Below are 23,939 nucleotides of genomic sequence, written 5' to 3' on the forward strand. Positions count from 1 at the left end.
ATGAACTTTCACCATTTGCAGTATTGGCAACAACGGGCGCAGGCCCTGAAGATTGAGCACCAGCTGTTTATCGACGGCCGCTACCAACCGGCCGCCGCGGGGAAGCGTTTCGCCGTGGAAGATCCCGCCGGCCGCCGTGAGCTGGCGCAGGTCGCGCGCGGTGAAGCCGCCGACATCGATCGGGCGGTCAGCGCGGCGCGCGCCGCCTTTGAACGCGGCGACTGGGCGCAGGCCGCGCCGGCGCAGCGCAAAGCCACGCTGCTGCGCTTCGCCGATCTGATGGAACAGCATCACGAAGAGCTGGCGCTGCTGGAAACGCTGGACACCGGCAAACCGATTCGTCACAGCCTGCGCGACGACGTGCCGGGCGCTATCCGCTGCATCCGCTGGTACGCCGAAGCGATCGATAAGGTGTACGGCGAAATCGCCCCCACCGGTCGCGAGGCGCTGGCGCTGATCGAACGCGAGCCGATCGGCGTGGTCGGCGCCATCGTGCCCTGGAACTTCCCGTTGCTGCTGGCCTGCTGGAAGCTCGGCCCGGCGCTGGCCGCCGGCAACAGCGTGCTGCTCAAACCCTCCGAAAAGTCGCCGCTGAGCGCCATCCTGCTCGGCAAACTGGCGCAACAGGCCGGGCTGCCGGACGGCGTGCTGAACGTGGTGCCCGGCTACGGCCACGACGCCGGCAAGGCGCTGGCGCTGCACCGCGACGTCGACGCCCTCACCTTTACCGGCTCTACGCTGGTGGCGAAACAGCTGATGATTTACGCCGGCGAATCGAACATGAAGCGCGTCTGGCTGGAGGCCGGCGGCAAAAGCGCCAACATCGTCTTCGCCGACTGCCCGGATCTGGATCAGGCCGCCCGCAGCGCCGCCGCCGGCATCTTCTACAATCAGGGTCAGGTGTGCATCGCCGGCACTCGCCTTTTGGTCGAAGCGAGCATTGAGCAAGCGTTCCTGCAGGCGCTGCGCAAACACGCGGCGGCTTTCGTGCCCGGCGATCCGCTCGATCCCGACACGGTGATGGGCACGCTGATCGACAGCGGCCACTGCGAGAAAGTGGCCGGCTATATCGATCGGGGGCTGAGCCAGGGCGCCGCGCTGTTCCTCGACGGGCGCGACCATCCACAGGGCGACCACGCAGGCTATCTGGGGCCGACCATCCTCACCCAGGTGGACAATGCCATGAGCGTGGCGCGCGATGAAATCTTCGGCCCGGTGCTGGCGGTGACCGCCTTCGACGACGAGCAACAGGCGCTGCAGCTGGCCAACGACAGCGACTACGGCCTCGGCGCTGCGGTCTGGACCCGCGATCTGGCGCGGGCGCACCGCATGGCGCGCCAGCTGAAAGCCGGCACGGTGTTCGTCAACAACTACAACGACGGCGACATGACCGTGCCGTTCGGCGGCTATAAGCAGAGCGGCAACGGCCGCGACAAATCGCTGCACGCGCTGGACAAATTCACCGAATTGAAAACCACCTGGATCTCGCTGGAATAAGGGCTTACATCATGACTGAACACGTAAAAAGCTATTATGCGGCCACGGCCAATGCACATCAGCCCTATCCGCAATTGAATGAATCTCTCGAGTGCGACGTCTGCGTGATCGGCGGCGGCTATACCGGCCTCTCCTCCGCGCTGTTCCTGGTGGAAGCCGGTTACGACGTGGTGGTGCTGGAAGCGGCGCGCATCGGTTTCGGCGCCAGCGGCCGCAACGGCGGCCAGTTGGTCAACTCTTACAGCCGCGACATCGATGTGATTGAAGAGCGCTACGGCGCGGAAAGCGCCCGCCTGCTCGGCAGCATGATGTTCGAAGGCGCGGAGATCATTCGCAGCCGCATCAGCCGCTACGCCATCGACTGCGACTACCGCCCCGGCGGCATCTTCGCCGCCCTGAACAACAAGCAGTTCCATGCCCTGATCGAGCAAAAACGCAACTGGGAGCGCTACGGCAATACCCAGCTTGAGCTGCTCGACGCAGACCGGGTGCGCCAGGAGGTCGCCAGCGATCGCTATGTCGGCGCGCTGCTCGATCACAGCGGCGGCCACATCCATCCGCTCAATCTGGCGCTGGGCGAGGCCGAGGCGATTCGCCTGCAGGGCGGACGCATCTTCGAGCAATCGGCGGTGACGAACATCCGCCACGGCGAACCGGCGCTCATCAGCACCGCCAACGGCCAGGTGAAGGCGCGCTTCGTCATCGTCGCCGGCAACGCCTACCTGGGCGACAAGCTGGAGCCGCGGCTGGCCAAGCGCAGCATGCCGTGCGGCACTCAGGTGGTGACCACCGAACCGCTGGCGCCGGAGATCGCGCAGGCGCTGATCCCGCAGAACTACTGCGTGGAAGACTGCAATTACCTGCTGGATTACTACCGCATCACCGCCGATCATCGCCTGCTGTACGGCGGCGGCGTGGTGTACGGCGCGCGCGATCCGGACGACATCGACAACCTGATCCGGCCAAAGCTGCTGAAGACCTTCCCGCAGCTGAAAGGGGTGCGTATCGACTATCGCTGGACCGGCAACTTCCTGCTGACGCTGTCGCGCATGCCGCAGTTCGGCCGGCTGGAGAATAACGTGTACTACATGCAGGGCTACAGCGGCCACGGCGTGACCTGCACCCATCTGGCGGGCAAGCTGATCGCCGAGCTGATGCGCGGCGACGCCGAACGCTTCGACGCCTTCGCCAAGCTGCCGCACCTGCCGTTCTTCGGCGGACGCAACCTGCAGATCCCGTTCACCGCCATCGGCGCGGCCTACTACACGCTGCGCGACCGCATCGGCGTCTAAAACAACAGGCCCGGTCATGATGGCCGGGCCTGTGCGTTAACGCTTAAACGATCTTCGGTTGGCCGTCCGAGGCGGTCGCCCCGCCATCGACCGGAATATTGGCGCCATTGATAAAGCTGGCATCATCGCTGGCCAGGAACGCCATCACCGCCGCCACTTCTTCCGGCTCCGCCGCGCGCCCCAGCGCGATGCGCTCATTGAACTTATCGCGGATCTCCTGCGGCCAGCCGTTGGTCATGTTGGTTTTGACCAGGCTCGGGCAGACCGAGTTGATGCGCACGCCGTCACCGCCGTGATCGAGCGCCATGGCGCGCGTCAGGTTGACCACCGCGCCTTTCGCCGCGCAGTAATAGGCCGCGCCCCAGTCACCGCCCAGGCCGGACACTGACGCGGTATTGACGATGCAGCCCTTGGTCTTCAGCAGGTGCGGCAAGGCGAATTTGGAGCAGAACACCACGCCGTCAATATCAACCCCGGCGATGCGACGCCAGTCGTCGACGCTGGTTTCCAGCACGCTGCCCGCCACGTGTACGCCGGCGTTGTTCAGCAGGACGTCGATGCGGCCCAGTTTTTCCGCCACCTCGTTCATCATTTTTTCAACCGCGACGTGATCGGACACATCGATATGCACCGCCATCGCCCGGCCCTTCGGCAGCGAAGCGGCGACCTTGTCCACCGCTTCCTTGGCCCAGTCGGCCAGCACCACGATAGCACCCTCGGCGGAGAAACGCCGCGCCGCCGCTTCCCCCATGCCATTGCCCGCACCGGTGATAACCACGACTTTATTGTCAAAACGCATGAGACCTCCTCCATGTAAACGCATTTATATAAGTCATACAAATCTCATTGCTCCGAGGATAAGACTCAGGCTCCCTGAGAGCCAGTCAAAACGTGCGGTTTATTAACCAAAAGGAGGTATGACAGTGATTTCAATGCGCTGGATTAACCTTTATCGGGTTTTGGCCAACATATTGATGGAGAAAATAAAATTCCAGGCAGTCACTATTTTTCGGGCGGATTGTCAGCAAGCGGAATTATTGCAGGTATGCAGTTATCTTCACCCAGAGATAAGCGATGCGAATGGAAAACGGCAGCCGCCCGCAGGCGGCCGCGACTATTTTTTCTCGATGGGAACAACCAGTAGATCAACGTTCAGCTCGTTGATCGCCTGACGCGCCGAAGAGACCAGTCGGCTCCAGACATCATGATGATGGCCGAAGATCACCAGATCGAACCCTTTTTCCTTCGCCACCCGGTTCAGCTCTTCTGTCAACGCGCCGCGGCTGACGATCACCTCTTCCACCGGATACGACGACTGCCCTTTGATCGCATTGAGCATATTCCTCACCCGCTCCGAAAAGGTGCGATCGGTGTAGTTGTAATCGCCCACGCCCAGATCGACGTAATAGCCGGCGCGGTGGATGTCGATATAGATCAGGGAAAGTTTGGCATTGAGCGCGGCGGCCAGTCTGGCGCCCTTGCCCAGCAGGAACTCGGCGTCTTCGCTGAGATCCGTGGCGACAACGATATGCCGGTAAGCCATGATGGCGGCCCTCCTCGTCAGATCCGTAAACAGGATGGCGCTCCTTGCCGCATGTTTCTTATGCATCTTAAGTTTAGCCCAGCGCCGGGCCGCTCGCCTGCCCCCTCGGCAAACGGTCGACGAGCGCCATCGCCTCGGTGTCCCAGACATTCACCGGAATGTGCCGCATGCGTAATTCTTCCCGGCCGTCATCGGAGCGGCGGCGCGATCGGTCGGGTGGATTCTGTGCGGGATTCGTTATAAAACTAACGGTACTCTTGTTGTAACAGGCAATCTTCCATGATCGATATGTCCGCCGTACTCGCCGTTTTCACCGTGTATATTGTCGGCGTGGTGATCCCCGGCCCCAATTTCGTCGCTGTCGCTCACAAAGCCGTTTCAGCACGCCGGACAGAGGCGTTTGCCTTGGTGGCCGGCATCGTGCTGGTCAATCTGTTCTGGGCGAGCAGCGCCCTTCTTGGCATCGGCGTGGTTTTCGCCCTGTTCCCCTGGTTGGCTATGGCGATTAAAGTCGCCGGCGCTGGCTATTTAATGTGGTTCGGCTATCGGCTTATCGCCCAGGCGGCGCCCTCTTCCGGCACCCCAGCGGCCACCGGAAAAAGCGGTTTTCGCGCCGCCTTTCTACAGGGTATCGCCACCAACATCGCCAACCCCAAATCCATTGCGTTTTACGCCGCCGTCTTCTCATCAGCGGCGCCCGCCCATGTTTCTACACCGACTTTTCTCGCCATGCTGCTGGAAGTCGCGGTGATAGCCAGCTTGTGGTACGGGCTGGTGGCGCTGGTATTGTCGCACGCGCCTGTCGCCGGCGCCTACCGCCGCAGCAAGGCTTGGATCGATCGCGCCTGCGGCACCTTGATCATCGCACTGGGACTGCGGCAGTTACTCAGCCGATGATCGCGATCCCCAGCCGCTCCAGCAGTTGAGCGGCCTGGTGACTGTCCATTTTAACGCCCTGCAGATCGGTGGTGCGTAAATCCAACTCACCCAGTTCCGCGTTGCTCAGATCGCACTGGGTGACATCGGCGGCGCGCCAGTCAAAACCGGAGAATTCGCCGCCGGACAGATCGGAGCCGCTGAAGCTGGCGCCGAGCACCTGCGCCCCGTGCCAGCGGTTTTCCCACAGCTCGCATTTCTCCAGCACCACCTTGGCGAAGTTGGCATAGCTCAGGTTGCTTTTGGTGATATAGGCGCTGCAAAACCAGGTGCGGCTGGTGATCATGTTCATAAAGCTGGCGCCGCGAAAATCGGCGCCTTGCGCGCGGCATTCGCGGATCTCCACCCCCAGCGCGCTGGCATGGCGGAAATCGGCCATCGACAAATCGCAGCTTCTGAAGCTGGCGTCTTTCAGTATCGCGCGGCTGAAATTGCCGCCCTGTCGGCTGTCGCGATCGTAAAACTGGCAGCCGATAAACTCGGTGCCGGTCAAATCGGCGCCCGAAAAATCGCACAGCATAAAACTGCCGTTTTCAATCTTCTCGCCGGTAAAGCGGTTACGGTCAATCTTTTCACCCTTCAACATCAGACTCATCGCAGCGCACCTGTTTATTTATACAGTCAGTGCGCATTTAATCCTATTCCGGCAGGGATGGCAATCGCCGTCGATCAGCGGCCATCCGCTGCGACCGGTTCGAACGCTACCTTGACGATACTGAACGTCTTGGTACTTTCCGCCTGAGCGACGTCGGCAAACAGCCGGGGGTAACGGGAGTTGACGACCCACACCTCGCCATCGCGCAGCGCGGCGCCGGTCGGCCCATCCAATCCCGGCGGCGCGGCGACCGCGGCGATACGCGCACTCGCCCAGCCGTCGGTCGAGGAGAGCAGCGTCACGTCACCGGACATGCTCCCCTTTTCACCCGGAAAAGACTGTACGATCACCAATTCATGGGCGTTTTTGAGCCGCAACCCGTCCGGCCCTTTTAAGCGTTGCGGCAACCTGATTGCACTTACCGCAGGCGCGTTATCCAGCGTCACCTTCCACAGCAGCCCGCGGGTGTAGTCCGCCGCAATCAGGAAGCCGTCCGGGTGATACACGACGCCATTGAGATAGGGCCGCGTGCCCTGCGCAGCGGCGGGTGCGTCGGCCGGCATCAAGCGCGCTGAGCGCACCAGAATCGATACCTGGTGCGTTGCCCGGTCGATCTTGTAAATCTGCGGCTGGAAGCTGTCGGTGACGTAGATATTGCCCTGCGCGTCGAGCGTCAGATCGTTGGCCAGCGTCGGCCCATGGCTTAGCGATGAAAGGTCGTACGTCTGCTGCAGCACGCCGGTATCGAGATTGAACTCCAGCACCTGCGCCACGCGATTGCGCGTGCCGGCGGCAGAGTTGCGGGACACGCCCACGTCTTCGTTGCACACCAGCACCCGGTTGCGCTCGGCGTCCACCAGCATGCCGGAGGTGGTGATAAGCCCCGTGCCGGTGGAAAACCGCCGATAGCGGCCATCCGGGTAGACCAGGCCAAGCTGCCCGCCGCGCAGGGAGGAGATCAGGAACGCACCGGCGCGTGCATTCCAGGCAATGCCCTCAGGGTAGGCGCCGGCGGGGTCCGGTGAAAACTCGATGCGTTGCGTGGCCTGCGCCTGCATAACGCCGCAGAGCAACAGCGCAGCGCCGGCCAACTGGGTGACGCATCGGCGGCACGGCAATAAGAAAGAAAAGAAGCTGAAGCGGAACATGAGCATGACCCTGATGAGGACTCGGATCGCTAGAGTAGGATCGCGCCGCTCATGGCACCAGCCGGGAAAAAGGCAATGCGCCACTAAAAAAATCGCAGTAATCGGCGCAAAAAAAAACCGCCCGAGACGGGCGGTTGACGTGACGGCGAACCGTTACTTCAGGGCTTCCTGAATGGCATCGGCCATCGGGCCGATGTGCTTCTCCGCCGCCTTCAGCTGGAAGTCCACGCCGTTGCCATCGTTGGTGTCTGACAGCGTAGCCTTGATAAGTTCCAGCGCCGCCTGCACCGCCACCAGCCGTTTGTGCTGTTCGTCCGTGACCGGTTCAGCGCCCATATTGGCCGGATAGTAATGTTCTAACATCGCGATCTCCTTTTGATGACGTTAAACCTTAACCTACCAGAAAACCGCGCATTTATTAAGGAAACCCCGCCCGGTGCGGCCGAATGGCGATAAATTGCACTATACTGGGCAAACACTCTCCCCTGTTACAGGATCATCGCCATGTCATTCCAGGGAAGCTGCCACTGCGGCGCCGTCACCTTCTCCGTAGACGCCGAACTGCCGACCGAAGCCCTCAGCTGCAACTGCTCGATCTGCCGCCGCAAGGGGCTGTTGCTGTCGTTCTTTCCCATCAGCGCGTTCACGCTCAGCAGCGGCCAAGACCGGCTCAGCACCTACACCTTCAATCAGCACAAGATCCGCCATCAGTTCTGCCGAGTCTGCGGCGCCCAGCCCTTTGCCTACGGCACCGCGCCGGACGGCGCCGCGATGTGCGCCGTCAACCTGCGCTGCGTGCCTGACGTCGCGCTCGATGCGTTACAGATCCACAGCTACGACGGGGCCAGCGTCTGAGCGAATCGCGCGCTCAGTCGAAGGCGACCCAGCCGGCGTCGGTTTCGGCGGATTGCACGCAGCGCTCCACCCACTTCACGCCCAGCGCGCCGGCCTGCACGTCCGGGTACCAGAAGTCGGCCAGGAAGGCCGCGTCGCGCCGATCGGTGGCGTCCATCGCCAGCGCGAAGCGGCGGTAGAGATTCGACCAGGCTTCAAACAGCCCCTCCGCATGGCCGCCGCCGATGCGATCGTCCGCCAGCGCCGACGCGGCGAGATACGGCATGCCGCGCTCCAGGATCCGCACCGGCTCGCCCTGCACTTCGAAGCGCAGCTGATTGGGTTGTTCATCCCACCACTCCAGGCTGGCCTTTTCACCGACAATGCGCACCTTTTGGCCGTGCATCGAACCGCAGTTGACCGCCGAAGCCCACACGGAGCCGATGGCGCCGTTGTGATACTCCATCAGCACATAGGCGTTGTCCTCCAACGGCGCGCGCGACGGCACAAAGCTTTGTCGGCTGCAGAGTAGCCGCCGGATCTTCAGCTGCGGCGCCATGGTTTCCGCCAGGAACAGCGTGTGGGTCGCCAGATCGCCCAGCACATAGCTGGGGCCGACAAAGCGAGGATCAACCCGCCAGCGAGTGCTGGGATTATCCTGCTCCACCGGCGCGGCGTGAAAGCCGTGGGCGAACTGCATATTCACCAGCCGAATTTCCCCCAGCCGGCCATCGGCAATCATCTGTCGCGCCTGCAAAATCATCTGGTGCCCGGCATAGCCGTAGGTCACGCCGATGACTTTGCGCTGCCGCTCGCACAGCGCCGCCAGCGCCTGCGCCTCTTCGACGCTGAAACACAGCGGCTTCTCGCACACCACGTGCAATCCCGCCTCCAGCGCCGCCCGGCAAATGGCGTAATGGGTGTTGTTCGGCGTGGCGATCGAGACCGCTTCGATGCCGTCCGCCCGCGCGGCTTCGGCGCGGAACATCTCGGCATAATCCGCATAACAGCGCGCCGCCGCCACGCCCAGACTCCGGCCAAAATCACGCCCGCGTTCGGCGTCAATGTCGAACGCGCCGGCCAACAGAGTAAACGCGCCGTCGCGCAAGGCCGCCGAACGGTGGATGTAACCGATCTGGCTGGTGCCGCCGCCGCCGACCATGCCCCAGCGCAACGATCTCGCCAAAGGTTTGCTGCCGTTGATCATCGTGTTTCTCCTGATTAAAAGCCGAGGCCGCGCAAGTAGCGCAAGCTGGCGGTGACGTCCTGCAGGCTGCCCTGCACATTGCGCGGATCGCGCTCCTGCTCGATAGTGATCCAGCCCCGGTATCCGCGCTCGGCCAACAGCGCGCGCAGTTGCGGATAATCGATCGCCCCGCTGCCCAACGGGCACATGACGCCCTCAGCGCAGGCGGTGAAGAAATCGACGCCGCGCGCCAGCACCTCGCGGAACACCTGCGGATCGACGTCTTTGAAGTGCAGATAATCGAGGCGCTCAAAGTGCTTGCTCAGCCAGGCAGCCGGGTCCAGCCCGGCGTAATACAGATGGCCGGTATCCAGACACAATCCGGCGGTGTGATGCGGAATGTCCGCCGCCAACCGGTCGATTTCGTCGGCGAACTCGATGCAGCCGCCGGCGTGCGGATGCACCACCGGCCGCACGCCGTATTCCCGCCAGGCCAGTTCGCTGATGCGCGTAATGTGCCCGATCATCCTCTGCCACTCCGCCTGCGACAAACGCGGCGCTAAATCTGAACGCCCGGCGAACCTGGCGCGTTGCGGATTGCCGAAATCGATAATCACCAGGAACGGCGGCGCGGCGCGATCGCCCTCGCTCGGCCCCGCCCTGGGCGCCCGCGAGAGGTTGCGGCATATCCGATGCGTCAGATCCAGCAGGCGCTCAATGTTGGCCTCGCTGACCAGATCGTCAAAAATCGTGCCGGCCACCAGCGAAAGGCGATGCTGCTCCAGCGCGGCGCACAGCGCCTCGTTCTGCGTCGGCAGATAGCCCCACGGCCCCAGCTCGATGCTGCGGTAACCGGCCGCCGACGCTTCTTGCAGAACCGTGGCATAGGGCGGCAAATGGGGGTTGTTCGGATCATCCACGCCCCAACTGCAGGGCGCATTGGCGATAGGCAAAGTCATGGCGACGGCTCCTTTTTTGCAGGGAATGCCGGCAGTATCAAACAAAAATTCCAAAACCATCAATAATGAAAATTTTATTTTTTGATAGAGATCGCGCTATTTTTGATAAAATATTTGATGGTTTTTAATCAAATACAGGCGGCGCCTGGCTGCGCCCTGACCTCGGCAAACACCACTCAGCGGCCGTCAGAGGTTTTCTTTGGTGATCACATCGAAGCGATTAATGATGTGGCGTAATCCCGGTTGTTCATCGGCGGCGAGTAACGTCTCGACGATCGTGGCGGCCAATTCGGGAATGCGGTGGCACAGCAGCAGATCCACCGTGCCGTCGAGCAGCGCCATTTCACCGCCCTGCACCGGGCCGTGGCACACCAGCGTAATGTCATGCTGCCGGCCGCTCTCTCGCAACGCCTGAATAATGCCTTCCACACCGCCGCTCGGCGCGTAAAGCGCCGCCAGCTCCGGGTGGCTCGCCAGCAGTTCACGCGTGACCCGGCGCGCCGTTTCCGCGTCCTCATGACTGCGCACCGGCTCCAGCACGCGCTGACCGCTCATCTGCTCACGCAGATAAGAGCGGAAACCGATCTCGCAGGCCTCCTGACACGTAAAACGGTTGTCGCCGATGATCACGCCGACGTCGCCCTGCCGCCGGCACAGACGATCCACTGCCCAGCCGGCAGTGCGGCCCGCTTTTTGATTATCCAGACCGATGTAGCCGGCGCGGCTGGGTACCGATAAATCCGACAGCAGCGCGAAAACGTTGATGCCCGCCTGGGCGGCTTCTTCTACGGCATAGTGGATCAGGGGGTGATCCAGCGTCAGCACGCCGATCGCTTCCACCTGGCGGCTCAATTGGCTAATGGCGGCTGCGGTGTCGCCGATGGCATTGAGAGAGTGGAAGATGAACTGCGGCGGCTGACCCGGCTCATGATACGGCGCCGCTTGCGCCATCAGTTCATCAGCCAGTTGCGCATAGAAAGAGTGTTCGCGCCGCAGCAGGATGAACCCCATTCTCAGGCGGCGTTCCGGCCTGCCCAGCACCGCCGACAGGCAGTGGGACTTCTCCAACGCGAACCCCAACTTTTTCGCCGCCTCAATCACCCGGCGCTGGGTGGCGGGCCGCACCGACGCGCGTTGGTTGATTACCCGATCGACGGTGGCGATGCCGACCCGCGCCTCTCTGGCGATGGCCGCCATGGTGGTTTTCTTGCCGCTCATGTTCATCTCCATCAACGATTTGATGGAAAAATATCATAGCCGTTGCCGCCCCTGATGTGATGCCGTTCGCGATTAACGGTAGACGGAGAACTTCTTGGTCAGCGGCTTAAGCTGCTCGGTGTCACCGTAGAGCGCCACCGCCACGAAATCCAGCTGCTCGTAAGGGGTATTGGCAGTGTCGGCGATCTGCTGCTCGGCGGAGTGCGACAGCATGGTGGTGGTGAAGAAGTTGGACAGCACGCCCTCCTCCTTGCATTTGAGGATCAGGTTGCTGAGCTGGCTGCTGTTTTTAGCCTGCAGGATGACGATCGGGTAGTGGCTCATATTGGCGCTGACGCCGTCGAGGCTGCTCGGATAGTGGTGAAACTCGCGCTGCTCGATCAGATCGGTGATGCCCGCCGTCAGATGGCAAGAGGCGTTAAACAGCGTGGCCGGTTCGTGATTGCGGTTGAGGATGATATAAAACTTTTTCTCGTTGTCGCTGTACATACTCTTCTCCTTGAATAGACAGCCAGTTTTACCCAACCGGCGCACGGTTTCAAGGCGCGATAAGGGGCCGCGTCCGGCCCCGTGATAGCACGGCCGGCTCAGACCGCGCCTTCGCCAGGCCCCAGCGGCTGGGCCACCTGATGCAGCACGGTGATGTTCTGCAAAAGAGTGCCGCCGTCGATAGGCTTCATCTGGCCGTCGCGATCTTTATAGTGCGTCGGTTTGGCCCCGTGGAAGAACAACCCGGCGTTGACCTGCACGCCCAGATAGCCCGCACTTGGCGGCAGGCGCTGCACATCGGTCCAGGGGTTGGAAACCGGCACGAACTGGAATCCCTCGCCCGTCTTCGCATACAGCGGGCGCAGCAGCGTGACAAAGGCCATCAGCGGCGACAGCGCCTCTGTAAAGATCTGCACCGGCCGATCGACCGTCATCAGGAAACCCTGCGGCTGCTCCTCAACCGTGTCGAAGGTCAGGCTGCTGCTGATATCGTCACCACGGCCACCGTAGCTCCACTCCATCACCGGCGCTCCGTTTTCATTCATCATCTCTGACATACACTGCTCCTTATAAATAAAATTGATCGGACACGCTCGCTGCGTGCCGGAACAGTAAACCGTTGCAGGGGCACCCGCGTCCACGCAGGGCGGCACGCTGGCGAACCAAACAACGAGGCGCGCAAAATAAAGCTCGAAATGAATAATTTCCCCGCGTGACAGCGCAGCATTTGAACGACTTCTGTCGTAGCGCAGACGCATAGTGAGGGCGTTACCGCCACTGGAGAGTGTTATGACTGCGATTAAACCGGACGCCATTGACCGCGTTTCCCCCGCCGCCACGCCCTGGCTGGCCGTCATCAATGTGCTGTTCGCCGGCATCGCCGCGGCGCTGCACGTGGGCAAGGCCACCATTGCCTTGCCGGCGCTGCAGGCCGAGTTTGGCCGCTCGCTGGAGACGCTAAGCTGGGTCATCTCGGCGTTTCCTTTCGTCGGGGTGTTCGGCGGCATCGCCGCCGGGCTGCTGGTGCGCCGCTGGGGCGACCGGCGCCTGCTGGCGCTGGGATTGCTGATCATCAGCGCCGCCAGCTTCGCCGGCGCCACGCTGCACGACTTCAGCGGGCTGATCGTCAGCCGCTTTGTCGAAGGCCTCGGCTTCGTGATCGTGGTGGTTGCCTCGCCGGCGGTGCTGAACCGCATCGTCGCCCCGGCGCAGCGCAGCCTGGTTTTTGGCATCTGGAGCACCTTCATGCCGGCGGGCATCGCCATTTCGCTGTTTTTCGGCCCGCATCTGGCCGACTGGCAGCAGAGCTGGCAGGCCGGTGCGGCGTTGACGCTGCTGGCCGCCCTGCTGCTGCCGCTGACCACGTCCCGCCGCGCCGCCAAGGCGCACGTTCCGCCGTTGCCGCTGCGACAAGCGCTGGGCGCGATGCTGCGGGCGCGCCAGCCGCTGTTGCTGGCGCTGATGTTCACCGCTTACAACCTGCAGTTTTTCTCGGTAATGACCTTTTTGCCGATCTTTCTGATGCAGCGCATCGGCCTGTCGCTGGCGGCCGCCGGCGGCATCAGCGCGGCGGCGGTGGCGGCCAACATCATCGGCAACCTCGCCGCCGGCGTGCTGCTGTCGCGCGGGCTGCCCGCCAGAACGCTGCTCGCCGCCACCAGCCTGTTGATCGGGGTCTTCGGCGTCGGAATTTTCCTGCCGATGACGCCCAACGGCTTGCTGATCCCGCTGTGTTTCCTGTTCTGCGCCATCGCCGGCATACTGCCCGCCACCATTCTGGCCGCCACGCCGGCGGCGACGCCGGAACCGACGCTGCTGCCGCTGAGCCTCGGGCTGGTGATGCAGGGAAACTACCTCGGCCAGGTGATCGGCCCGGTCGCGCTGAGCGCCATCGTGGCCGCAGCCGGCTGGGCGGCCCCGGCGTGGCTGGTGCTGGCGGCGGCGGTGTCTGGAGCGGTATTGGCGCTGGCGGCTACGCTTCCGTCAGGAAGTCGATGAATTTCCGCACCTTCAGCGGGACAAAGCGCGCATAGGGGTAAAGCAGGATGAAGGGACGCGAGGCGCCGGCGTAATCTTTCAATACCTCGACCAGCGCCCCGCTGCTCAACTCTTGTTCGACGGTAAAGCGATACACCTGCATCAGTCCGGCGCCGCTTTTCACCAGCGTCAGCGTAGCGAGGTAATCTTCCTGGCAAAGCCAGCGCCCGGCAGTTTCCACTTTGCTGTTTTCGCCCTGAACCTTAAACGTCCAGGCGGTTTTTCTGCCGGTGCTGGGCAACGCATACTGAATGCAATCGTGCCGGGCCAGATCCGCCGGCGTGAGCGGCGCAGGGTGGCGTTGCAAATAGCCCGGCGTCGCCACCACGATCAGTTCAGCCTCCTCCAGACGCCGCGCCGCCAGGCCGGAGTCGTTCAGCTCGCTGCCGCGAATGGCGACGTCGAATTTATCTTCGGAGAAATCGATATTCTGATTGCTGACGTGCAGATTCAGCTTGAGATCGGGATAGCGTTGCGCAAACTCGGGCAAACGCGGCAACAACCTAAAATGCGCGTACAGCGTCGGCGCGCTGATGCTGAGCGTGCCCACCGGTTTGTCCCGTTCGCCGGAAATGCTCGCCTCGGCCTCCATCAGCTGGCTCAGCGCCCGGCGACATTCCAGGTAATAACGCTGGCCGGCATCCGTGACGCGCATCTGGCGTGTGGTGCGGATAAACAGCTTCGCCTGCAATCGCGTCTCCAGACGCGCGACCGAGCGGCTGACCGCCGCAGGGGTTATCCCGGCGGCATTGGCCGCTGCGGTGAAGCTGCCGGTTTCTACCGTCAGGCAAAACAGCTCGATTCTGCCCACCTGAACGTCGTCAAAATGGCGTTGCATGTCTCTCCCTGCTAATTCATTACATAAGGTATAAATTAAAGTTCTTTCCCCCTCATTTTTCAATCATCAGGTATGGATTACCGTTCACGTACGATCAATCCCTATCCTGTCGAGGAGAGAAAATGAGCAAAGTAAAAACGGTCATCGTCACGGGCGCATCGAGCGGCTTGGGCTTCGCCATCGCGCAAGCCTACCTGGCGCGCGGCTATCAGGTTGTCGCAAACGCCCGTTCGCTTGAACGGCTGCAGGCGGCGGCGGACAAACTCGGCCGCCCGGCCAATCTGCTGCTGGCGCCGGGAGACATCGCGCTGCCGGAAACCGCCGAACGGTTGTTCAGCCTGGCGATACAGGCTTTTGGTCAGGTAGATATTCTCATCAATAACGCCGGCATATTTATCGCCAAGCCGATCGCCGACTATACGCCGGAGGAGGTCGACGCGATGGTGGCAACCAATCTGAAAGGCTTCTTCTACCCGGCGCAGGCCGCCGCCCGGCATATGCAGCAACGCGGTGCCGGCCACATCGTCGCCATCACCGCGTCGATCGCCATGCAGCCCAACAGCAAAGTGCCCGCTTTGCTGCCGGTGCTGATTAAAGGCGGCCTTAACCACGCCGTGCGCGAGCTGGCATTGGAGTTAGCGCCGTACAACGTGATGGTCAACGCCGTGGCGCCCGGCATCATCGCCACGCCGATGCATCAAAATGATGAACAGAGCCTGGCGCAGATGCGGCAACTGGCGCCAACCGGCCGCGTCGGCCAGCCGCAGGACATCGTCGATGCGGTGCTGTATCTGACCGACGCCAATTTCGTTACCGGCGCGGCGCTCGCGGTTGACGGCGGCGCCACCGCCGGCGTCTGGTGAAACCGGGGAGAAACGCCATGCCATACGTCAACATTAAAGTGACCGACGAAGGGGTCAGCGCCGCGCAAAAGCGCATGCTGATCGAGGGAGCCACCGCGCTGCTGGAGCAGGTGCTGAATAAGCCACGCCACACCACTTTCGTGGTGATTGACGAGGTAGCCACCGACAACTGGGGCGTCGGCGGAGAGAGCGTCACCGCCCTGCGCGCCAAAGAACGAGGCGAATGACGGGCGATTTATTCTGGGGATCCAGTGTCGTAGGGTACAGCTGCTAGTTATCGTTATCGGGTCTGCGTGGTGAGATCAATCACGCTCAGCGCGAAGGATAAGGCCAGTGATGGTCCAGACCCGATAATGACAAGGCGCCGGTCGCGGCAAGATAAACCAGCACACCGGCGAAAGCGATCAGCAGCACCTTTTCGATAACGGCAAGTCGTTTGTGTTCAGTCATTTGCATACTCCTTCGTGGTATCGGGCGAACGGCCGCCCTCCTAAAAACTAGGAAAGCCTGGCGCAGGCGGCAAGCGCGGCTCACAAAATGAAACACAATCAATAAATTTTGTTAATTATTTAGCCCTCTTTCTTTTCTCACGCCGCCACCTGTTCACCGTGCGGCGCCCGCCTTGCCCTTAATAACCCTATGGAATACGCCACTAAAAATCCCCTACCGGTTAAGCAAAGGTGATGATAGTGTTGTTTTCATTCAGTTCATCTATGCTGAAAATTCATCTTTTGAGGGACGACTATGATGTCTAAAGGCATTTCCAAGGGATTCTTTATTCTGATCCTGTTCATCGTTACCGCCGCTTTTCTCGACGTGCTGGGGCCTTATTACTCCTCGGTGCTGTGGGCGGTTATTCTGGCGGTGATTTTCCATCCGGTGAAAAAGAAGTTGAAGCAGTACGTCGGCGAACGCAACGGCGTGGTGTCGCTGCTGACGGTGGCGCTGATTTGCCTGATCGTGTTCACGCCGTTGGCGATCATCGCCTCGTCGCTGGCGATGGAATTCAACGTGATCTACACCAAGCTGCAGACCAACAACAGCCAATTGCCGACCATGCTGGCGGACTTTATGCGCCACCTGCCCGGCTGGGCGCAGCGCTTCCTGGCGGAGCATAACCTCAACAGCGCCGCCGAGATCCAAAAGCAGCTTTCCGAGGTGGCGCTCAAGGGCGGGCAATATCTGGCGGGCAGCGTGTTCCTGATCGGCAAGGGCACCTTCAACTTCGTCGTCGGCTTCGGCGTGATGCTCTATCTGCTGTTCTTCCTGCTGAAAGACGGCCCCTATCTGGTGAACCTGGCGCTCGAAGCGCTGCCGCTCTCCCAGCACGTGAAACACCATCTGTTCGTCAAGTTCGCCGCCGTCTCCCGCGCCACCGTCAAGGGCACGGTGGTGGTCGCCGTGGTGCAAGGTGCGCTCGGCGGGCTGGCGTTTTACTTTACCGGCATCGACGGCAGCCTGCTGTGGGGCGCGCTGATGGCGTTCCTGTCGATCATCCCGGCCGTGGGCTCCGCCATCATCTGGGTGCCGGCGGTGATCTACTTCTTCGCCACCGGCATGCTGTGGAAAGCCATTTTCCTGGTAGTGTTCTTCGTGGTGGTGATCGGCCTGGTGGACAACATCCTGCGCCCGCTGCTGGTGGGCAAAGACACCAAAATGCCGGACTACCTGATCCTGATCTCCACCCTGGGTGGCATGGAGATCTACGGCATCAACGGCTTCGTTATCGGCCCCTTGATCGCCGCGCTGTTCATCGCCTGCTGGAACATCCTGTCCGGCCGCGACAGCGAGGAGAATATCGAAGAGATCGACGAAGAATTTATCGAGGAAGGCAAAAACCATCCCGACGCGGTGGAGTAAACCTCCCGCAGCGAATCACGCAGGGGCCCGTTTGGGCCCCTTTTTTTGTCTGTGGTATCCTTGCCAGGTTCACAAGGAAGAACGGGTTTCGTTATGCTTATTTTCTACGCCACGCTGGCCATCGCCTTCACCCTGCTGTGCCTGCTGGCCTTTATCTCTTGCGCTTACCAGCTTTCGAAGCACGGCGACGTCAAATTTTTGGCCTCGCTTTCGGTGCTGATCTTCGCGCTGCTGGCCTTCTATGCCGCTTATGGCTACGTCAGCACCTGGCTGCAACAGCAGGCGGTCGATGTCCGACTGTATTAGCGCAGCGGGATAAAAAAGACCTGCTCCGGATCGCCGTCATCGAGATTGTCAATCTGGCCGCTGGCGACAAATCCGGCGTTCAGCAGCAGCCGCTGCATCGGCAGGTTGGAACGATTGGTGGAAGTGAACAGCTTCGGGTGTCGGCAATGGGACTTCAATGCCGTAATCAACGCCTGCCCGACGCCCCGGCGGCGATAGCGCTCGCCGACCATTAGCATCTCGATAAAACCGCAGCCGAAGAAGTGATAGTGCAGTACGCCATAGCCCATCACCACGTCCTGTTCCTCGGCAAGATAGCAATCCCCCTGCCCGCACCAGGCCCGGATCTGCGCCGCGCGCTGCGGTTCGTGTTTGGCGACGCTGTCGAGGGCGATCAGGGCTGCGACATCGGTTTCAGTGGCAAGACGAACAAACATGTTTATCCCTTCATTCTGATGAGGGGCGGCGACACCGCTTCAACGAAACGGCAACCGAAGCGGGATAATTTTTACATCCCCGCCGAATTTTGTAATCCTATTATAGAGTTACTAAAACACACGCCAAGGAAGGAAAGCTTTTCCCGATGAGCATACCGCAAATACCCGCCGCCCTGCTGTTTACCCTGCTGCTGGCGGGCTGCCAGTTCCACAAAACCGTGTTCCCGCCGCCGTATATCGGCACCCCGCAAGAGATCAGCACCTACGAAGTGAAAGGGCTGACGTTTGTCACCACCGTCACCTTCAGCGGCCTGTTCGCCGAAGATCTGGTGCGCGAATACGCACAGAAACATCACTATCGCTACTATGTGGTCACGATGCGCAGCAACGGTTTTAAAGACCGAAGCGAGCGCGTGAGCGCGATGATGTATCGGTAAGAGCCCCTGTCCTGATTTGGCAAACCTGCATCAGGGCTCTACTTCAAAACCCCATCTCGCTCGATGCCGCCGTAGGTAAGCTCTGTTCTTTTCAGACAACCCGCTAATGTTCGCATCCAGCGGGATCTTTAACTCATCTAACAAGCTGCTCTTCGTCTGTGGATACAGCAAACGTCCGTCATCGGCAAAACTGATCGTGCCGCGATCGAACAGCTTGTCCAGATTGGGGATTAACGGCAGACCATTGTGCGGATCCACTTTCTCTTCTGGGGTCGCAATCGACCAGGCAACGATGTGAGAGGCAATGAGAATGGACGGCTCAGCAATCCCCGTGACCGCACACCGATTTCCCCACCGCTTAAACATTTTATCGCGATAGGGACCATGCCCAATCCGCGCCTGAATCACCCTTTCTTGCTCACCACCGACCTCTCTGGTGATTTCGACGGTATCCGCATGGAGGTTGATAGAGAGATTTTCCGAGATAAAACCGGCGATCAACGCGGCTGCCGGCACGGGGATCTCGCACATATAGTTTTCGGTGCATCCGCCTTTCTTATTAAAAACGCGCGGAAGGCAAGCCTGGTTGTGCATGCGTATGAACGCCTGATTAAAAAGGGAAACATCAATAGGGAGTTCAAGACGCGTCAGTTCCAAATCGACTTGGGTACCCGCAATATGCGGCGGTCCCGCGACCCGATGCTCAGGCCGCGGTGCAGAGTAAGCATCGCGTACCGCTGTCGCCACGCCGATAATCTTCCTACCCTTGTGGCAAAAAATCAGGTCACCCTCTTTGACTTTTTTGACCGTTTCCCACCCGGCAGGTTTAAACATGTTCCCAGTCTTATTTATTCCATATTGCGGCGCCCACAAGAATTCGCCCTTCAAAACTTCCGCGACGCTGCCACCGATGTTGACCCAGAAAAAACGCATGGCCACTCTTTTATAATCAGGAGTTTTAAGGGTTATCGTCACCATTCATCAAAGGCTTTAGTGATTTTCACCCATTAACGCAGGGTGACGGCAATAAAAAATCCCGGCCTTGACCGGGATAGCGTTGCACGGAAACAGCATTGTTTATTCACTGCGGGCGAAATTCCAACGTGCTGTTTTTGACCGCTTCGTAAACCGCGGCCGTTGGCGGCTTAGGCAGACGCGCATTGGCGATTGCTTTGATCGCGGCCTGGCAAAGTTCCGGTTCCCCTTGTTCAGCCTGAATGCTGATCAGCATACCGTCCGGCGCCAGCTTGATGCTCAATGTGCAACGCTTGCCTGAGTAGGCTTCGGCATCTTTCAAATGGCTTTGAATCGCGGCCTGCAACTGGGCGATATAGTGTTCTTTCTCTTTTCCCGGTGCCGGCGTCTTTGGGTCGCCAAGGTTGGTGAAAAGATCGTCAACCTCTTTATTTACCGGATCGGTTTGGCTGGGGGCCGTGCTCTTGGCACACCCCGTTAATGCCAGCGCGGTCATCGCCGCCAATACTGTAGCAACGCCGGTTTTATAGCCTGAATGCGTTATTTTCATATCCCTGTCCTTATGGATGTTGTCAGTTGAAAAACAATAACAATAGCAGCTCAATATTCACAATCGAAAAGTGATGTAAGACTCATAAAAAGCAGCCGTCAGCGTAGAAGACGAGAGTTTCGATGAAACAGCCCTCTCCCTTAAGGTTAAACGCATATTTTCTTCACATGTCAAATACACTCTCAATTTAAAAAAATGAAAAAAATGTATATAGCGATAAGGCACATCAATCCCCATTAACAATCAACATACTGAAATCATTAATAATTCATACCTTTTCTTTGTTGCGTTTTCGTTTTCGGTCATTAAGAAAAACAATCACATCATGATAATATGCAACAAAAGCCAATATAAATACAGACACGACTATCAAAGCCAGGTAATTACTCTCCCTAAGCCCTTGGATTATTTCTCCAATTGATAGATAACCATGAAGGAAACTGAAGAAAATAAGCATAAATGAAATCAAATTCAGCGCAGATGCTTTGATACAATAACGCTCAAGCTCGCTGGCGATATTGTTCAGACTGGTTAACTTTTTGTCCATATCTTTATCTTCGGATATAAATAAGTCGTCTATTATTGCATTCGCATTTTTTAATTCAGCATTAGACGCATGGAATCCATGGAACACGGCACCAATCAATGTAATAAATATCACGATCCCCCATGAAGAAAACACATCCCAGTCAAAGTCAACATGAATACTGGCGTTTAAGTCACCCTTATTGAATGAAAGATCAACAATTTTAAAAACGAATACACATAACGCCATCCAAATAGTCATTATTGCAATTGATAATTGTACTGTTTTTCTGCCTCTATCCAGAGCAGTATTATATCTGTAAAGTATCAAACTAAAATTCATTATGCACCTCTTGATCGTCATTAAAAATTTATGTTAAAGGCAACTATTATCTATAACACTAAACCATCAAATTATTTCAAACAAAACAGTTCAATTAGGTATTATTAGAAAATGTAAAAACATGGTGGGTTAAGTTCCTGCATAATCATCTATACCTATATCAAAAAAAAGCCATAGAAACCATATCGGCAAGCCATAACCCATAGAAGATCGATAGTCTATTTTGACCTAAAAATAGATTCCTCAATACTAATAAAAATCATAAAAACGTTAAAATAATACAACCGAAAAATGCCTATATTCAGGTACATTATTTTTCCGAATCATTAAAAAGTCACCTTACGGAATTATGTCAATGATTATTACATATGCATCAAGACGAACACGCTGAGATTTGTCTTCCATTAAAACACCGAACGTATTAAATATGCCTAAAGGTAGCACCACGAAGCTCTGAACATTTCAGCAAATTAGCACCTTCTATGCCTCTAACGTCCAGGTAAACCTCACCCCCAGGTAGTAGAGTGTTAGACTAATCGTCCAGTAGCAAGCTTTCGATTAGTATTGCTAATTTAGCAAAACTGTTTTTGTATTGACTATCCAGACGCACTCATAACCCATTGAATAAAAATAATTATTTAGTTTTTCTTGCTGTTTATCCCTTAGTTCATCTGATATTCTCTGTTTATACTCTATAACCAAGGTAGCGATTATCTCCGATTGTTGGCGGCCAATTTCTTTAGTTCTGCCACCTGGATCTCCCCTTTCCCTGCGTTAAGCAGCTATAATCCAAAAAGTGGAGTTTTTTGAAAACGATAAGGAGGGAGTATGTACAAAACTATTTTGGTTCCCGTGGATATTACCGAACCGGAATTAACACAGCAGGTCATCCCGCATGTCAACGCGCTCGCCAGGCTCGAAGACTCCCACGTCCATTTCCTGGCGGTGATCCCGTCGCGCGCCACCTATGCCGCTTTCGGCTTTGCCGCCACGGCGGCGATAGAAACCAAAGACGAAATCATTGCGGTAGCAACCGAGGGGCTGGCAAAAGCGGCCAAAGAATTCAGCGTGCCTGAAGATAGAGTGACCACGCACGTTGCCGTCGGCGATCCTAAAGATCAGATCCTGGAGCTCGCCGATGCGCTCAACGCGGAGATTATCGTGATGGGTTCCAACCGCCCTTCTGCGATCACTTATCTCCTCGGCTCCAATGCCACCGCCGTCGTCCGCCACGCAAATTGCCCGGTGCTGGTGGTGCGTGAATCGGCTAACGCCGCGCGGTGATCTTGTCCGATACCTTATGCATTCGGACAGTAGACAGTCAAAGACCACCTCCTGAGGAGGTGGCTTTACATGAAGCCCCTTAAAAGGGGGCAATATTCGAGTTAATCCTGCTACAACTCCATCTGCTGTTCGATCTCCTGGTCTCTCTCATCCTGATGCTTTACGTATCTCTGATAATTTCCTCGTTTATCCTTACCGTATTCCCTTGCCCCAAAATGGTTGCCTCACAGCTTCTTGCGTATGTGCGGAAAACGACTGTAAAGGCGGATTGCACTGCATCCTTTTAGGACGTCCATCAACGTATAAGTCGATAACTTCGGTGGGACAAATGCTCGTGAGTTGGTGAATATTTAGATCCAAAACCTCACAGACCTTCATGTTGCAGAGGATGGAAATTGTTCAATAGAGCTCTTTCCCCACCTTGTCGCAAATTATTTGAAGTCGATACTTCGGTGTCCAGACTTGGTGGTATTTGCAACGACAGAACACATGTGATGAACTCTTGTATAAACCCATATAGGTAATTTCCAGCTTACTTGTGGTGAGTAAGCTGGAATATACCGGCATGGGTTTCCTTCAGACTATAGCCTCCCAAGAATAATTGCCCCCCAGCTTTCCAGCATAAATTTTTGTAAATCAGGTAGAATTGCAGCAAGGGCTTTTAATGTTTAAATTGGACTTCCGGAGAATAAACGGCAAACTCTCCCAGCCCCCGCTTTCAGAATACCTTAGAGGCAAATACATTTAATTTCAGGAATCTTAAAAGGCATACTCGCCCCATAAAAAAACCGCGCATAGCGCGGCTTTCTTGACGAATAATTTTTATTTAGCAAGCCAGTATTTTAACCTTTTTACAAACTCATCTTGAACAGCTTTAGGGAGTTTGTATTTAATGTATGTGATATCTGATTGATGCTCACCAAAAATATAAGAATCACGACTTGACTTTGATATTGACTTGATTTTATTAGCTAACTCCATCACCTCACTGTCATTTAGTGTTGGACTATCATCTTCTGATAGCAATAAATTATGATCAAATCCATAAAATGAGAACTTGTTTTCTTTCTGTACTTTCAACTGAACCGATACATCACTACCACAATGCTTGCATTTTATTGCTTCAGGATTTATTTCTTCAGCACAGAACGGGCATTTTACATATACATTGGTTGCCTTAGACGACGATTTCCCAAAGATGATCATCAAAATGGCGCAAATAGAAATAACTGATGATATCAGCAAGTGATTCTGTTTAGATGCGATCAAACCAATGTTATTGACACGTTCACCATACCCAGTAAAAACATAGGTGTCCATGTTAAAAGCTATCAGCAGCCAAACGACACCTACTGCCAGCAATAAAAACCCAAACTCTCTCATTTAATCCTTTTCCTATAGAATAATAATCCCCTTTAATGTTAACAGTTGAAGTCAAGAAGTTCACCCGTTAAAACGCAAAATCGTGATTGTTCGTTCCTGCCAATATCACTCGTAAGGGACACGATTACTTAGCTGACCGTACATGTGATGGAGCATCACGCCCCCAGAGAGTACGCACCGGCATGGTTCAGTTCATCCGCTCTCACTGACATTATGATGACGTCGCCGATCAGCAACTTTCCTGAGATCAGTACAAATCCAGCCTTCGCACAGCGTGCCATGTAGAGGTTTTCACCACGATTCCATCAGCCGTCTGTCCGGGAATAATGAGGTAACTCTCCCCTTGTTCGAGCTGATATCAATCTCGCGCAATTGCATAACAGCCCTGCTCTGTTGGCTCCGGCGCCGGATTGCGGCAGCGCAAT

The 23,939-nt window shown here is 57.4% G+C and carries 28 protein-coding genes and 1 pseudogene; 11 read left to right on the forward strand and 18 right to left on the reverse strand.

The window, feature by feature from the left end:
* Positions 1–1,497 carry an aldehyde dehydrogenase PuuC gene (gene puuC, locus L085_RS18210; protein ID WP_044031399.1) on the forward strand — a complete coding sequence of 499 codons (1,497 nt, stop codon included), beginning with the start codon at positions 1–3 and terminating at the stop codon, positions 1,495–1,497.
* Positions 1,498–1,508: 11 nt separating this feature from the next.
* Positions 1,509–2,789: an FAD-binding oxidoreductase gene (locus L085_RS18215; protein ID WP_004941279.1), complete on the forward strand. Its 1,281-nt coding sequence runs from the start codon at positions 1,509–1,511 to the stop codon at positions 2,787–2,789.
* Between the two features lie 43 nt (positions 2,790–2,832).
* On the opposite strand, the gene L085_RS18220 is transcribed toward L085_RS18215, so the two are convergent.
* Both L085_RS18220 and L085_RS18225 read right to left on the reverse strand, forming a co-directional pair.
* Positions 2,833–3,588, reverse strand: coding sequence for an SDR family oxidoreductase (locus L085_RS18220; protein WP_025302549.1), 756 nt, complete (start codon positions 3,586–3,588; stop codon positions 2,833–2,835).
* A gap of 315 nt (positions 3,589–3,903) precedes the next feature.
* On the reverse strand, positions 3,904–4,332 hold the full coding sequence (locus tag L085_RS18225; protein ID WP_044031400.1) for a universal stress protein: 429 nt from the start codon (positions 4,330–4,332) through the stop codon (positions 3,904–3,906).
* A 279-nt stretch (positions 4,333–4,611) separates the two neighbouring features.
* On the opposite strand from L085_RS18225, the gene L085_RS18230 reads away from it, so the two are divergent.
* Positions 4,612–5,229 carry a LysE family translocator gene (locus L085_RS18230; protein WP_021505532.1) on the forward strand — a complete coding sequence of 206 codons (618 nt, stop codon included), beginning with the start codon at positions 4,612–4,614 and terminating at the stop codon, positions 5,227–5,229.
* Here the strand turns inward: L085_RS18230 and L085_RS18235 are convergent.
* The 3 genes from L085_RS18235 to L085_RS18245 form a co-directional block, all read right to left on the reverse strand.
* Positions 5,219–5,863, reverse strand: a complete 645-nt coding sequence (locus L085_RS18235) for a Qnr family pentapeptide repeat protein (protein WP_015377630.1) — start codon at positions 5,861–5,863, stop codon at positions 5,219–5,221. The genes L085_RS18230 and L085_RS18235 overlap by 11 nt on opposite strands.
* 74 nt (positions 5,864–5,937) lie before the next feature.
* Positions 5,938–7,017: an SMP-30/gluconolactonase/LRE family protein gene (locus L085_RS18240; RefSeq protein WP_044031401.1), complete on the reverse strand. Its 1,080-nt coding sequence runs from the start codon at positions 7,015–7,017 to the stop codon at positions 5,938–5,940.
* 147 nt (positions 7,018–7,164) lie between these two features.
* The gene (locus L085_RS18245; protein WP_004941260.1) at positions 7,165–7,374 is read right to left on the reverse strand and encodes a hypothetical protein; all 210 of its coding nucleotides are present in this window, start codon (positions 7,372–7,374) and stop codon (positions 7,165–7,167) included.
* A gap of 141 nt (positions 7,375–7,515) precedes the next feature.
* Here L085_RS18245 and L085_RS18250 point away from each other — a divergent pair, with 141 nt between their 5' ends.
* Positions 7,516–7,866 carry a GFA family protein gene (locus L085_RS18250; RefSeq protein ID WP_044031402.1) on the forward strand — a complete coding sequence of 117 codons (351 nt, stop codon included), beginning with the start codon at positions 7,516–7,518 and terminating at the stop codon, positions 7,864–7,866.
* Between the two features lie 13 nt (positions 7,867–7,879).
* Here the strand turns inward: L085_RS18250 and L085_RS18255 are convergent, their stop codons facing one another.
* The 5 genes from L085_RS18255 to L085_RS18275 all read right to left on the reverse strand — a co-directional run bounded on the left by L085_RS18255 (position 7,880) and on the right by L085_RS18275 (position 12,254).
* Positions 7,880–9,052 carry a Gfo/Idh/MocA family oxidoreductase gene (locus tag L085_RS18255; RefSeq protein WP_044031403.1) on the reverse strand — a complete coding sequence of 391 codons (1,173 nt, stop codon included), beginning with the start codon at positions 9,050–9,052 and terminating at the stop codon, positions 7,880–7,882.
* Between the two features lie 14 nt (positions 9,053–9,066).
* Positions 9,067–9,990, reverse strand: coding sequence for a TIM barrel protein (locus L085_RS18260; protein WP_044031404.1), 924 nt, complete (start codon positions 9,988–9,990; stop codon positions 9,067–9,069).
* Between the two features lie 186 nt (positions 9,991–10,176).
* On the reverse strand, positions 10,177–11,208 hold the full coding sequence (locus tag L085_RS18265; protein ID WP_044031405.1) for a LacI family DNA-binding transcriptional regulator: 1,032 nt from the start codon (positions 11,206–11,208) through the stop codon (positions 10,177–10,179).
* 72 nt (positions 11,209–11,280) lie between these two features.
* Complete coding sequence (locus L085_RS18270; protein WP_004941246.1) at positions 11,281–11,697, reverse strand: DUF2000 domain-containing protein; 417 nt, start codon at positions 11,695–11,697, stop codon at positions 11,281–11,283.
* A 98-nt stretch (positions 11,698–11,795) separates the two neighbouring features.
* Positions 11,796–12,254: a hypothetical protein gene (locus L085_RS18275; protein WP_044031407.1), complete on the reverse strand. Its 459-nt coding sequence runs from the start codon at positions 12,252–12,254 to the stop codon at positions 11,796–11,798.
* Between the two features lie 232 nt (positions 12,255–12,486).
* Here L085_RS18275 and L085_RS18280 point away from each other — a divergent pair, with 232 nt between their 5' ends.
* The gene (locus L085_RS18280; protein WP_044031408.1) at positions 12,487–13,695 is read left to right on the forward strand and encodes an MFS transporter; all 1,209 of its coding nucleotides are present in this window, start codon (positions 12,487–12,489) and stop codon (positions 13,693–13,695) included.
* Here L085_RS18280 and L085_RS18285 read toward each other — a convergent pair.
* Entirely contained in the window at positions 13,670–14,572 is a 903-nt protein-coding gene (locus tag L085_RS18285) for a LysR family transcriptional regulator (RefSeq protein WP_044031409.1), read from the reverse strand. The genes L085_RS18280 and L085_RS18285 overlap by 26 nt on opposite strands.
* A gap of 122 nt (positions 14,573–14,694) precedes the next feature.
* Between L085_RS18285 and L085_RS18290 the strand changes: the two genes are divergently transcribed.
* Together L085_RS18290 and L085_RS18295 are read left to right on the forward strand one after the other, a co-directional pair.
* The gene (locus L085_RS18290) at positions 14,695–15,435 is read left to right on the forward strand and encodes an SDR family oxidoreductase (RefSeq protein WP_044031410.1); all 741 of its coding nucleotides are present in this window, start codon (positions 14,695–14,697) and stop codon (positions 15,433–15,435) included.
* A gap of 17 nt (positions 15,436–15,452) precedes the next feature.
* Positions 15,453–15,662, forward strand: a complete 210-nt coding sequence (locus L085_RS18295) for a 4-oxalocrotonate tautomerase family protein (protein WP_004941231.1) — start codon at positions 15,453–15,455, stop codon at positions 15,660–15,662.
* A gap of 85 nt (positions 15,663–15,747) precedes the next feature.
* Here the strand turns inward: L085_RS18295 and L085_RS25630 are convergent, their stop codons facing one another.
* A complete protein-coding gene (locus L085_RS25630; RefSeq protein WP_004941229.1) occupies positions 15,748–15,885 on the reverse strand; it encodes a hypothetical protein in 138 nt (45 codons plus the stop codon).
* A 294-nt stretch (positions 15,886–16,179) separates the two neighbouring features.
* Here L085_RS25630 and L085_RS18300 point away from each other — a divergent pair, with 294 nt between their 5' ends.
* Positions 16,180–17,295 (forward strand): AI-2E family transporter, encoded by a 1,116-nt coding sequence (locus tag L085_RS18300; RefSeq protein WP_033640590.1) that lies wholly within the window; start codon positions 16,180–16,182, stop codon positions 17,293–17,295.
* Between the two features lie 93 nt (positions 17,296–17,388).
* Entirely contained in the window at positions 17,389–17,601 is a 213-nt protein-coding gene (locus L085_RS18305; RefSeq protein WP_004941224.1) for a hypothetical protein, read from the forward strand.
* Here the strand turns inward: L085_RS18305 and L085_RS18310 are convergent.
* A complete protein-coding gene (locus L085_RS18310; RefSeq protein WP_044031412.1) occupies positions 17,598–18,017 on the reverse strand; it encodes a GNAT family N-acetyltransferase in 420 nt (139 codons plus the stop codon). The genes L085_RS18305 and L085_RS18310 overlap by 4 nt on opposite strands.
* Before the next feature lie 146 nt (positions 18,018–18,163).
* Here L085_RS18310 and L085_RS18315 point away from each other — a divergent pair, with 146 nt between their 5' ends.
* Positions 18,164–18,454, forward strand: a complete 291-nt coding sequence (locus tag L085_RS18315) for a hypothetical protein (protein ID WP_015377616.1) — start codon at positions 18,164–18,166, stop codon at positions 18,452–18,454.
* Positions 18,455–18,484: 30 nt separating this feature from the next.
* Here L085_RS18315 and L085_RS18320 read toward each other — a convergent pair whose 3' ends face one another.
* The 3 genes from L085_RS18320 to L085_RS18330 all read right to left on the reverse strand — a co-directional run bounded on the left by L085_RS18320 (position 18,485) and on the right by L085_RS18330 (position 20,847).
* Complete coding sequence (locus L085_RS18320) at positions 18,485–19,387, reverse strand: HNH endonuclease (RefSeq protein ID WP_044031413.1); 903 nt, start codon at positions 19,385–19,387, stop codon at positions 18,485–18,487.
* A 148-nt stretch (positions 19,388–19,535) separates the two neighbouring features.
* Entirely contained in the window at positions 19,536–19,925 is a 390-nt protein-coding gene (gene tolA, locus L085_RS18325; protein ID WP_226988551.1) for a cell envelope integrity protein TolA, read from the reverse strand.
* Positions 19,926–20,247: 322 nt separating this feature from the next.
* Positions 20,248–20,847, reverse strand: a complete 600-nt coding sequence (locus L085_RS18330) for a hypothetical protein (RefSeq protein ID WP_015377613.1) — start codon at positions 20,845–20,847, stop codon at positions 20,248–20,250.
* 828 nt (positions 20,848–21,675) lie between these two features.
* Between L085_RS18330 and uspF the strand changes: the two genes are divergently transcribed.
* Positions 21,676–22,131, forward strand: coding sequence for a universal stress protein UspF (gene uspF / locus L085_RS18335; protein WP_033633280.1), 456 nt, complete (start codon positions 21,676–21,678; stop codon positions 22,129–22,131).
* A 110-nt stretch (positions 22,132–22,241) separates the two neighbouring features.
* Here the strand turns inward: uspF and tnpA are convergent.
* Positions 22,242–22,647, reverse strand: a pseudogene (tnpA, locus tag L085_RS25555) (IS200/IS605 family transposase).
* 306 nt (positions 22,648–22,953) lie between these two features.
* Positions 22,954–23,514: a zinc ribbon domain-containing protein gene (locus L085_RS24215; RefSeq protein WP_049870685.1), complete on the reverse strand. Its 561-nt coding sequence runs from the start codon at positions 23,512–23,514 to the stop codon at positions 22,954–22,956.
* Positions 23,515–23,939: the final 425 nt, after the last annotated feature.

This window comes from Serratia sp. FS14 (assembly GCF_000695995.1).
Lineage (GTDB): Bacteria > Pseudomonadota > Gammaproteobacteria > Enterobacterales > Enterobacteriaceae > Serratia > Serratia nematodiphila.

Bases quoted from the DNA above. Each gene is read 5' to 3' on its own strand.
- L085_RS18250 (WP_044031402.1), top strand. From the start codon at position 7,516: ATGTCATTCCAGGGAAGCTGCCACTGCGGCGCCGTCACCTTCTCCGTA.
- L085_RS18305 (WP_004941224.1), top strand. From the start codon at position 17,389: ATGCTTATTTTCTACGCCACGCTGGCCATCGCCTTCACCCTGCTGTGC.
- L085_RS18295 (WP_004941231.1), top strand. From the start codon at position 15,453: ATGCCATACGTCAACATTAAAGTGACCGACGAAGGGGTCAGCGCCGCG.
- L085_RS18255 (WP_044031403.1), bottom strand. From the start codon at position 9,052: ATGATCAACGGCAGCAAACCTTTGGCGAGATCGTTGCGCTGGGGCATG.
- L085_RS18315 (WP_015377616.1), top strand. From the start codon at position 18,164: ATGAGCATACCGCAAATACCCGCCGCCCTGCTGTTTACCCTGCTGCTG.
- L085_RS18260 (WP_044031404.1), bottom strand. From the start codon at position 9,990: ATGACTTTGCCTATCGCCAATGCGCCCTGCAGTTGGGGCGTGGATGAT.
- L085_RS18290 (WP_044031410.1), top strand. From the start codon at position 14,695: ATGAGCAAAGTAAAAACGGTCATCGTCACGGGCGCATCGAGCGGCTTG.
- L085_RS25630 (WP_004941229.1), bottom strand. From the start codon at position 15,885: ATGACTGAACACAAACGACTTGCCGTTATCGAAAAGGTGCTGCTGATC.
- L085_RS18330 (WP_015377613.1), bottom strand. From the start codon at position 20,847: ATGAATTTTAGTTTGATACTTTACAGATATAATACTGCTCTGGATAGA.
- L085_RS18225 (WP_044031400.1), bottom strand. From the start codon at position 4,332: ATGGCTTACCGGCATATCGTTGTCGCCACGGATCTCAGCGAAGACGCC.
- L085_RS18300 (WP_033640590.1), top strand. From the start codon at position 16,180: ATGATGTCTAAAGGCATTTCCAAGGGATTCTTTATTCTGATCCTGTTC.
- L085_RS18235 (WP_015377630.1), bottom strand. From the start codon at position 5,863: ATGAGTCTGATGTTGAAGGGTGAAAAGATTGACCGTAACCGCTTTACC.
- puuC (WP_044031399.1), top strand. From the start codon at position 1: ATGAACTTTCACCATTTGCAGTATTGGCAACAACGGGCGCAGGCCCTG.
- L085_RS18215 (WP_004941279.1), top strand. From the start codon at position 1,509: ATGACTGAACACGTAAAAAGCTATTATGCGGCCACGGCCAATGCACAT.
- L085_RS24215 (WP_049870685.1), bottom strand. From the start codon at position 23,514: ATGAGAGAGTTTGGGTTTTTATTGCTGGCAGTAGGTGTCGTTTGGCTG.
- L085_RS18280 (WP_044031408.1), top strand. From the start codon at position 12,487: ATGACTGCGATTAAACCGGACGCCATTGACCGCGTTTCCCCCGCCGCC.
- L085_RS18310 (WP_044031412.1), bottom strand. From the start codon at position 18,017: ATGTTTGTTCGTCTTGCCACTGAAACCGATGTCGCAGCCCTGATCGCC.
- tolA (WP_226988551.1), bottom strand. From the start codon at position 19,925: ATGACCGCGCTGGCATTAACGGGGTGTGCCAAGAGCACGGCCCCCAGC.
- L085_RS18220 (WP_025302549.1), bottom strand. From the start codon at position 3,588: ATGCGTTTTGACAATAAAGTCGTGGTTATCACCGGTGCGGGCAATGGC.
- L085_RS18285 (WP_044031409.1), bottom strand. From the start codon at position 14,572: ATGCAACGCCATTTTGACGACGTTCAGGTGGGCAGAATCGAGCTGTTT.
- L085_RS18240 (WP_044031401.1), bottom strand. From the start codon at position 7,017: ATGCTCATGTTCCGCTTCAGCTTCTTTTCTTTCTTATTGCCGTGCCGC.
- L085_RS18320 (WP_044031413.1), bottom strand. From the start codon at position 19,387: ATGCGTTTTTTCTGGGTCAACATCGGTGGCAGCGTCGCGGAAGTTTTG.
- L085_RS18245 (WP_004941260.1), bottom strand. From the start codon at position 7,374: ATGTTAGAACATTACTATCCGGCCAATATGGGCGCTGAACCGGTCACG.
- L085_RS18270 (WP_004941246.1), bottom strand. From the start codon at position 11,697: ATGTACAGCGACAACGAGAAAAAGTTTTATATCATCCTCAACCGCAAT.
- L085_RS18230 (WP_021505532.1), top strand. From the start codon at position 4,612: ATGATCGATATGTCCGCCGTACTCGCCGTTTTCACCGTGTATATTGTC.
- L085_RS18265 (WP_044031405.1), bottom strand. From the start codon at position 11,208: ATGAGCGGCAAGAAAACCACCATGGCGGCCATCGCCAGAGAGGCGCGG.
- uspF (WP_033633280.1), top strand. From the start codon at position 21,676: ATGTACAAAACTATTTTGGTTCCCGTGGATATTACCGAACCGGAATTA.
- L085_RS18275 (WP_044031407.1), bottom strand. From the start codon at position 12,254: ATGTCAGAGATGATGAATGAAAACGGAGCGCCGGTGATGGAGTGGAGC.